Origin of the sequence: Acinetobacter sp. ANC 5600 (genome assembly GCF_002018395.1) — a bacterium.
Classification (GTDB): domain Bacteria; phylum Pseudomonadota; class Gammaproteobacteria; order Pseudomonadales; family Moraxellaceae; genus Acinetobacter; species Acinetobacter amyesii.
This window is the reverse complement of the sequence record NZ_MVKW01000004.1, coordinates 467,536-475,916: the sequence shown is the minus strand read 5'-3', so window position 1 is coordinate 475,916 and position 8,381 is coordinate 467,536. Positions and strand designations below refer to the sequence as shown.

Genomic DNA, 8,381 nt, shown 5'->3' with positions numbered 1-8,381 from the left:
TTTAATTTTGTCTGATTTGTCCGTGCCGTTTAAAGTCGCGACGATTTCAATCGGGCCTTCAAGGCGTTCAAGTAAGGTTTTTAATTGAGCAGAAGTATTTTGATCTAACATTGCTAACGTCTCCAGAGGAGTAAATTTATTTGATGAGAGAATGATAGAACAAACCATTAAATAGGTGAAACGGTTTGTTTTTATAAAATTAATCGGTTTTACAAATCAAATGATTAAATTTCTTTCTAAATCATAAGAATATACCGATGTGAATCCAGTCAATATTGGGCCAATATCGAGAAATACAAGTTAAATAGTGGAAAAATAAACGAATTCATCGCGCTTTGAGCGAGAGAATGTTAGAGTCAACGCTATTGTATTGAGAACTTTTTAGGGAAATGGCATGCAGGTTAAACAGGGAATTTATCAGCATTATAAAGGTCAGTTGTATCAAGTCTTTCATGTTGCAACACATAGTGAAACGCGTGAAAAAGTTGTGGTCTATCAGTGCTTGTATGACGACTATTCAATGTGGGTCAGACCCTTAGAGATGTTTATGGAAACCGTTGAAATTGATGGTGAAGTAATTCCACGTTTTAAACTGATCCAAGAAACCCACTGAGCAGATATTTAGTACTTTAATCTTTAAATATGAAAGAAATAACAAAAGGACAGAATCATGAGCATGGATGCAAATTTTAAAAACTATATGCAACAACTCTATGCAGACTTTAGTGCTCACGATGCTGCTCAAAATCACCGACTTGCGCGTTACCGAAATATTGAGCCTGAGTCTGCACTGTTTTTAGCTATGCAAATTCGCTTAAAACAAGCCAAACAGATCTTGGAAATTGGAACATCTACAGGCTATTCCACGCTGTGGTTAGCAGATGCTGCGCAGTCTACACAAGGGCGGGTCGAAACCATTGAAATTGATGCAGCGCGTATCGAACAAGCTAAACAGCATGCGGAAAATTTAGCTTTATCCGAATACATCGAATTTCATCATGGCGATGCACTGCATTTTTTACAGCAGTCAAATCAGCGTTATGATTTCATTTTATTGGATGCAGAACGTGATGCGTATATCGCGTATTGGCCATATTTAGCTGAATTGATACAAGTTCAAAATGGCGTGTTAATCGTGGACAATGTGCTGTCACATGCCGATGAGGTCGCTGAATTTATCCAACGTGTTGAAGCGGATGACCGTTTTATCAGTACGATATTAAATGTGGGCGCAGGGCTCTTTATGGTGACTTGGCGCAACTAGAAATCAGGGCATTCAGCCCTGATTTGATTGAAAATATTTTTTAATTAATAAAAATACTGTTGCTATAGCACCAAGCTCGTAGCGGTTTAACCCTGTAAGCTTACGCGTGAAAAATGTAGATCATATTCTAAATATTTGTGGACAAATGCCGTTTTATCACTACATCGAAGTAAATTATCATAAATAAAAGGTGAAACTGGATAAAAGAGATCCCCAGAACCATTCGCATAAAATATTTTTAAGTAACGTGAAGAAGAACTGTATTTCCAAGAAGTTACAACAGTTGTTGTCATAAGCCACCCCCTTATTGCGTTGTTATAGTCATACTGCAGTTAAAGGTTTATCTCATTTGAAATTAAGACAAATTTAGGGCGTGGAGTATTGCAGAATTGTTAAAAAATAATGTTTTATCTCAAATTTTTTTCATTTCTTTATCAACTAATTTGATAAAAAAAATGCCAGTTCAGAGAAATGCCATAAGCGTCATTCTCACTTTTTGATGTCGGGGGAGTTAAAAACTACGGCATTGTTCTGATTTATTGCCTTTGACTTGGTTGTTGCTGCCATTAATTGAAAAAGCATTTTCAAGACAAATCAAATTACCTGCGATTTCATTATTATTTAGCACAATATTGCCATTATTTTTCTTTAATTTGAGGTCGCCTGAAATTTGGTTATTGAGGAGTTGGATGTTTTTCCCAGTTGTAAAATCGACATTGCCACTGATATTGTTATGATTGGCGATGATCTTGGTAAAATTTTTATTCGATTCAATATTGCCTTTGATGTGGTTGTCATGCAGTTTAACACTTGCACCATTTTCTAAAATAACATTGCCATGAACAATTAAACCTTCAAGCTGACAATTTTTTTTGACTTTAATATCTTCACGAATACTTTGGTTTTTAATTTCACCTTCGCAGTTCATGGCAGCAAAAGTTGTAAACGAACATAAAATTAAACTGATTGAGACGAAATATTTTTTCATGGGCTTACATCTTCCTGAAATAAGCAATTGACCTAAAATTCATGTTAAAAATACTGAAATACTGGCAAAGATGTAAGCCTAGACAATCGGGTTTGCGGCGCATTTTTATTATATTTGTGTAAGCTCTAACTTGATGAATATCTACAGATATGTAGAAAGTGCTAGTACGTTAAAGTTGTATGAATAAAGTGTGAACTGCGTAGGGTGTATAGAGGTATATACTCGCAGATAATAGGCATAAAAAACCACGCTAAAAGCGTGGTTTTTGAATCAGTTCAATCTAATACAGATTAGATTTTACCAACTAGGTCGATTGAAGGAGCAAGAGTTGCGTCGCCTTCTTTCCATTTAGCTGGGCAAACTTCGCCTGGATGAGCGTGTACGTATTGAGCTGCTTTAACTTTACGAAGAAGTTCTTGAGCATCACGACCGATACCACCAGCGTTGATTTCAACGATTTGGATTTTACCTTCTGGATCGATAACGAAAGTACCACGATCAGCAAGACCGTCAGCTTCGATTAATACATCAAAGTTTTTAGCAAGAGTCCAGTTCGCATCACCAACCATTACGTATTGGATTTTTTTGATTTCTTCTGAAGAATCGTGCCAAGCTTTGTGAGTGAAATGAGTGTCAGTAGAAACTGAGTAGATTTCAACACCTAGTTTTTGGAATTCTGCATAGTTGTCAGCAAGGTCACCAAGTTCAGTTGGGCAAACGAAAGTGAAGTCAGCTGGGTAGAAGAATACAACAGACCATTTACCTTTAAGATCAGCTTCAGTTACTTCGATGAATTGACCATTTTGGAATGCTTGTGCTTTAAACGGTTTAACTTCAGTATTAATTAAGCTCATCATTGTCTCCATGATTGAGGTTTGTTTTTGATTTCCAATAGGGTACAGAAATTTTTCTTATTGCTGAAATAGTATTTTTACATAACTAATATCGGAAAATCCGAATTAGTACACTCCAGAACTATTTCAGCAATAACGATTATTTATCATTATTTCATTCGATATAAGCCATATCAATGCCATATAAAGTTGAAAGTAAAATGACAAAATCATCTTTTCAAAGTCTGTAACCAACATGATGCTTGTGGCATAAGATTTCAAGGGTGATCTCTAAAAAAGTTATAAAAAATATTTCAAATTATAGAATTTGTTCATATAAGATGGCATGAACATAAAATGACTCCAGATTTGATCAGGTGCTTAGTCAATTTTTTCGTATCATTGCCATTCTCAGTCTTGCACTTGCATCACTATGTATTCTTAAAGTTGAAGACACAGGTACAAATTTATGTATCTATGAATACTTGCAACCTCAAAAAGCGACCTATTTTAATGAACTATTAGGAACTTCATCAGATGATCCTACGCTATTGAGTACCATGGGAATCGTTGGAATCTTCTTTTTTTTCCCACTGTTGCTATCATTTAGACGTGCTTGGTATGTGGTTATATTATGGCTATATGCGATTTTTCAATTCATCATCATTTTAATGATAGAAACTGCTTCAATTTCAAAAATTATCTATGACAGTATTGTTTATTGTCATAATGGTTGGTTGTTCGCATGGGTGATCGGGCAGAGCATATTTATTGTTTTTAGTTTCGTTTACATTTTCTATGGCACTGAAACTAATGTATAAAGCTTTCAAATGGATTGGCTTGAGTTGCCTATTCTAGTCAGCATGTGGCTTTATTATTCTGTACTGGATGAATCAAGAATGTGCTTTCATTTCAAGGTGCTAGCCCGAATCAAATTAATTATTATGCTGAAATGAATGGTTCTTCATCGGATGAACCTCTTTTATTTATTTTTATTGCGTTGATTTGCTTTTTATTTTCAATTTTTTTGTGCTTAGCAAAATCTGTTTATCATTTCTTGATCATCTCTTTCATTTTATTGATGTTTTTAATTGTGCCGTTGAGTATGTCTTATACAGTGCCATTTTATCAGCCATTACATGGCAGTATTGAAGCATGTGGCAATTATTGGTTATTGGCCGCAATTTTAGTTTTTTATCATTTTATTCTGTTCGGCTTTACCTATTGGTTTCAGGCACGCAAAAAATAGATTCATCTTTCACTATTTTTACATACAGCGTAAAATATTCGGTTCAATTTTTAATTATTAGGATAATGCATCTGTGCCAAGTCAGTTAAATGTCGATCAATTGGTCATGGTTCGTGATCGCCATCGCTTAAGTCGGCTGAAAAAAGGCAAAGAAGCCAATCCTGAAAAATTTCAAGATTTGTTTGAAAAGTCGAATGCGAAAGTGCGCGAACGGATTGCCCGCATTCCAAATATTAAATTAAATCAAGACTTACCTGTTACGCAGTATGCAGACAAACTGATTGACGCGATTCAAAAGCATCAAGTGATTATTGTGGCAGGTGAAACCGGTTCGGGTAAAACCACGCAGTTACCGCAAATTGCCATGCTTGCAGGTCGTGGTTTAACGGGTTTGATTGGTCATACTCAACCCCGTCGACTGGCTGCACGTAGCGTTTCGCAGCGTATTGCAGAAGAAGTGGGCGAAAAGCTAGGGGAGTCGATCTCCTTTAAGGTTCGTTTCAATGAACAAGGTTCACAAGATTCCATCGTTCGGTTAATGACCGATGGTATTTTATTGGCTGAACTGGCTAATGACCGATTCTTAAATAAATATGACACGATTATTATCGATGAAGCACATGAACGTTCGCTGAATATCGACTTCATCATGGGCTATCTCAAACAGCTCTTGCCTCGTCGTAAAGATCTCAAAGTCATTATTACTTCAGCAACTTTAGACGTAAATCGATTTTCGAATTACTTTAATGGGGCACCTATTTTTGAAGTCGAAGGTCGAAGCTTCCCAGTAGAACTCCGTTATCGTCCGATTTCAGAGCTGAGTATTGTTGGCAGTGATGACGATGAGTTTGATGATTTTGAAGAAAATCTACCGCGTGCCGTTGTTTCGGCAGTAGAAGAATGTTTTCAAGATGCACAGGAAAAAGGTCATCCTGAACATGCGGACATTTTGATTTTTGCCAGCACTGAACAGGAAATTCGTGAGTTACAGGAAACACTGCAAAAGTTTGGGCCACGACATACCGAAGTTTTGCCTCTCTATGCTCGATTAGCTTTGTCAGAACAGCAAAAGATCTTTAATCCATCAGGCGGTGGGCGACGGATTATTATTGCCACCAACGTGGCAGAAACTGCCTTAACTGTGCCAAATATTCGCTATGTAATTGATAGTGGCTTTGCACGGATATCCCGTTATAACTATCGCTCACGTGTTCAGCGTCTACCAATTGAGGCTGTATCACAGGCGGCAGCAAATCAGCGTAAAGGTCGTTGTGGTCGTATTGCACCGGGTGTGTGTATTCGACTGTATTCAGAAGAAGACTTTATGAGTCGTCCTGAATTTACCGAACCGGAGATTAAACGAACCAACTTGGCCTCGGTTATTTTGCAAATGCAAAGTTTGGGCTTTGGTGAATTAGAAGACTTCGATTTTATTGAGCCGCCAGATCATCGTTTGGTGAATGATGGTCGTAAGCTTTTGATTGAGCTTGGGGCGATGGTTGAGAAAGGGAAAGCCCCTCTTTCGCAAAGAGGGGTTGGGGGAGATTCTATTGAAAGTAATCCCCCTAAATCCCCCTTTACAAAAGGGGGACTTCCTCCGGCGAAGGGTGGTGGTTTAACCAAAATCGGTCAGCAAATGGCGAAAATGCCGATCGACCCACGTCTTGCAAGGATGATTTTGGGTGGAGCCCATTTTGGCGTATTAAATGAAGTCTTAATTATTGTCGCTGCTTTAGCGGTACAAGATCCACGTGAACGTCCTGCGGATAAACAAATGCAGGCCGATCAGAAACATGCTTTGTTCCGTGAAGCTGACTCAGATTTCTTGTTTTATATCAAGTTATGGGAAGCTTTGGTTGCTAACCGTGACATGAGTGAGAATAAGCGTCGAACCTTTGCACGCAACCATTTCCTCAGTTGGTTACGCCTCCGTGAGTGGAAAAAAACCCATGAGCAATTGGTGGATTTGGCTCAGGGCTTAAAACTGTCCTTTAATGAAAAGAAGGCCAATTATGAAAATCTGCACCGTGCGTTATTAACGGGTTTACTTTCATTTATTGCCAACAAAACCGATGAACGTAATGTGTTCATGGCAGTGCGTCAGCAAAAGGCACGCATTTTCCCTGCATCAACCTTGCATAAAACCAATACACCTTGGGTCATGGCTTTTGAGATGGTGGAAACTTCTCAGGTATATCTTCGTACATTGGCGAAAATTGAACCTGAATGGATTTTATTGGCTGCAGGCGATTTATTGAAGCATCATTATTTTGAGCCGCATTGGTCGAAAAAAGCTGGTGTGGTGAATGCTTATGATCAAATTTCTTTATTTGGTTTGATTATTGAGCCACGTCGTCAGATTAATTATGAAAAAGTGGATCATCCGGCGGCGCATGAAATTTTCCTACGCGATGCGTTGACGACGGGACATTTGGGTATTACGCCGCCGTTCTTAAAACACAATTTATTAAAACTCGAAGAAGTTGAGCGTGTTGAAGATAAACTGCGTCGTCGTGATTTGGTGGTGGATGAAGAAACCATCTACCAATTTTATGCTGCAAAAGTGCCTGAAGAGGTGGCAAGTCGTCGTAGTTTTGAAGACTGGCGTGCAACTGTAGAACCGAAAAATCCACGGTATTTATTTATCGATGATGATGCGCTTTGGATGAATGACCGTCCAACGACCCAGCAATTTCCAGACTACCTACGAAATGGTGAACTGCGTTTGGCTGCAAGTTATCGTTTTGACCCAAGTCATGATGAAGATGGTGCAACGGTCAAAATTCCAGTTCAAGCTTTGCCGCAAGTGGATGAAAATATTTGGTCATGGGGCATACCCGGTTGGCGACAAGACCTGATTGAAGCCTTGCTTAAAGCCCTGCCTAAGGATAAACGCCGTCACTTGGTGCCAATACCTGATACGGCTCGTAAATTGATGGATCGTGTCGATGCCGTGCATTTGCGCGAGCATATTTTTAGTTTCTTGGCATACCAACTGCGCGGTGAGCAAATCACAGACAAAGACTTTTCTTGGGAACGCGTTGAGCAATATCTGCTGCCTTTAATCAAAGTCATTGATGAAAAAGGCCGTGTGATTGAGCAAGGTCGTGATCTAGATGAACTCAAAGCACGCTGTCGTACGGAAACTCATAGCCCAGTCAAACAGTTAAAAGGTGAGTTTAAAACCTTCCCTGATAATTTTGTGTTCGAAGCATCACAAAAAGTCACGGGTGTGGTGGTGAAACAATATCAAGCGCTTGTTCCAGTCAAAGGCTTTGCAGAGTTGGATGCCAAAGACGAATCTGGCGTGGTGATTCAGACCTTCAATGACCAATTTGAAGCAGTCAAACAACACCGCGAAGGGATCATTCGTTTGGTTCATATGCAGTTGGGTGACTTAGTTCGTCAGTTGAAAAAACAGATTTCTAAACCCTTGGCATTGGCTTATTCGCCGCTAGGTGACAAAGCCAAACTAGAGCAAATGTTAGTTTATGCCACACTTCAGCTTGCAATAAATGAGCTACCTGTCAATGTGCAGGAGTACCAAAACCTGATTTTAAATGTAAAGAAATCTTTCTTAACCCATGGGCAACAAGCATTAGCCGTCTTAACCGAAACCTATATTCAATGGCAGGATATACGTCGGAAATTGTTGGTTTTAGATGATTCTGTGTTTGGAAAGAACATCGATGATATTGAAGATCAGCTCGATTTGATGCAACTTTCAGATTTTGTTTATGGCAAAACTTCCGATGTGTGGCTCGAATTTCCAAGATATTTGAAGGCATTAGTCTTGCGTTTAGACCGCTTGCCAAATAACCTACAAAGGGACAATTCTGCCATTGATCAAGTTGACCCATGGATGGAAAAATTATTTAAGTTTAAAAATGACACTCGCCTTAAAGAATTGTATTTCATGGTTGAGGAGTTACGCATCTCTATTTTCTCTCAACCAATGAAGACCAAGATGCCAATTTCTCCATCCCGCTTGCAAAAAGTATGGGATAAGCTCGGAATCAGTTAAGATATAGGTATTTTCTAAAAGGA

The 8,381-nt window shown here is 38.8% G+C and carries 8 protein-coding genes and 1 pseudogene; 5 read left to right on the top strand and 4 right to left on the bottom strand.

Features of this window, described 5'->3' with window-relative positions; all coding sequences use genetic code 11:
* A pseudogene (locus B1201_RS16815) lies at positions 1-111 on the bottom strand (alkyl hydroperoxide reductase); the annotation flags it as partial.
* 283 nt (positions 112-394) lie between these two features.
* Here B1201_RS16815 and B1201_RS11925 point away from each other — a divergent pair.
* A complete protein-coding gene (locus B1201_RS11925) occupies positions 395-613 on the top strand; it encodes a DUF1653 domain-containing protein (protein ID WP_078189028.1) in 219 nt (72 codons plus the stop codon).
* Between the two features lie 57 nt (positions 614-670).
* Positions 671-1,264, top strand: coding sequence for an O-methyltransferase (locus B1201_RS11920; RefSeq protein ID WP_078193696.1), 594 nt, complete (start codon positions 671-673; stop codon positions 1,262-1,264).
* 86 nt (positions 1,265-1,350) lie between these two features.
* On the opposite strand, the gene B1201_RS11915 is transcribed toward B1201_RS11920, so the two are convergent.
* The 3 genes from B1201_RS11915 to ahpC form a co-directional block, all read right to left on the bottom strand.
* The gene (locus B1201_RS11915; RefSeq protein ID WP_078189026.1) at positions 1,351-1,557 is read right to left on the bottom strand and encodes a KTSC domain-containing protein; all 207 of its coding nucleotides are present in this window, start codon (positions 1,555-1,557) and stop codon (positions 1,351-1,353) included.
* Positions 1,558-1,775: 218 nt separating this feature from the next.
* Positions 1,776-2,252 carry a hypothetical protein gene (locus B1201_RS11910; protein WP_078193695.1) on the bottom strand — a complete coding sequence of 159 codons (477 nt, stop codon included), beginning with the start codon at positions 2,250-2,252 and terminating at the stop codon, positions 1,776-1,778.
* Between the two features lie 290 nt (positions 2,253-2,542).
* The gene (gene ahpC / locus B1201_RS11905) at positions 2,543-3,106 is read right to left on the bottom strand and encodes an alkyl hydroperoxide reductase subunit C (protein ID WP_078193727.1); all 564 of its coding nucleotides are present in this window, start codon (positions 3,104-3,106) and stop codon (positions 2,543-2,545) included.
* A gap of 356 nt (positions 3,107-3,462) precedes the next feature.
* Between ahpC and B1201_RS11900 the strand changes: the two genes are divergently transcribed.
* From B1201_RS11900 to B1201_RS11890, 3 genes are all read left to right on the top strand, one after another.
* On the top strand, positions 3,463-3,906 hold the full coding sequence (locus tag B1201_RS11900; protein WP_078193694.1) for a hypothetical protein: 444 nt from the start codon (positions 3,463-3,465) through the stop codon (positions 3,904-3,906).
* A gap of 284 nt (positions 3,907-4,190) precedes the next feature.
* Positions 4,191-4,334 (top strand): hypothetical protein, encoded by a 144-nt coding sequence (locus B1201_RS17005; protein WP_171263785.1) that lies wholly within the window; start codon positions 4,191-4,193, stop codon positions 4,332-4,334.
* Positions 4,335-4,440: 106 nt separating this feature from the next.
* Positions 4,441-8,358 (top strand): DUF3418 domain-containing protein, encoded by a 3,918-nt coding sequence (locus B1201_RS11890; RefSeq protein ID WP_218956208.1) that lies wholly within the window; start codon positions 4,441-4,443, stop codon positions 8,356-8,358.
* The last annotated feature ends 23 nt before the right edge of the window (positions 8,359-8,381 follow it).